This window comes from Oleiphilus sp. HI0067 (assembly GCF_001635735.1).
The window spans coordinates 1-677 of the sequence record NZ_LWFI01000800.1; the positions used below are offsets into that span (position 1 = coordinate 1).

Annotated in this window: 2 pseudogenes; both read right to left on the bottom strand. The window is 40.8% G+C overall.

The annotated features are described in order from the left end of the window. A pseudogene (locus tag A3739_RS08605) lies at positions 1 to 466 on the bottom strand (amino acid ABC transporter permease); the annotation flags it as partial. A gap of 11 nt (positions 467 to 477) precedes the next feature. Next, positions 478 to 677, bottom strand: a pseudogene (locus A3739_RS29790) (amino acid ABC transporter permease); the annotation flags it as partial.

Sequence of the window (677 nt, forward strand, 5' to 3'; positions counted from 1 at the left end):
AATAATCTGTGCTTACAAATTCTAATCCAAAGAGCCGACCATCTAATAAGGCCGCACAAATAAACGGATAAGCCAAAAATAATGGTACACCCACAGTATTACGCAGATGTTTAGGCAATGCGTATGGCGCAGCAATAACCAAGATCAATGCTACTAAACCTGTATTTACTCGCCACAGTTCTTCTATAGGATAACTTCCATATAAGAATTGCTGCATCCAAGCAGAAACGAATACCCAACAAGCCCCATTATCATTTGTACAATCAGCCTGTGTGTTGCCGGACCAATTTGCTTGAATGAATAACCAATCAATTAAGCCAGGTAAAACGCTCGCCAATAAGCCTAGAATAACGATCGTAGCGATGGAATTTGGAACATTAGAAAACAAGTTAGCTCTAATCCAAGCAGCTACGCCCATAGTCTCCTCTGGAGCTGGCTGAGCTTCTTGCGGTTTAAAAACTCTCATATCACCCTCTCCTATTTACGTTCGACTAACGCAACGCTAGCGTTAAACCGATTCATTAAGAATGAGATAGTCATATTAATAACGAAATAAACGGCCATCGTCATAAATACAATCTCTATAGCTTGTCCTGTCTGATTAAGCGATGTGCCTACGAAGACTGTAAACAAATCAGGGTAACCAATGGCTGTTGCCAACGTAGAGTTTTTCACCA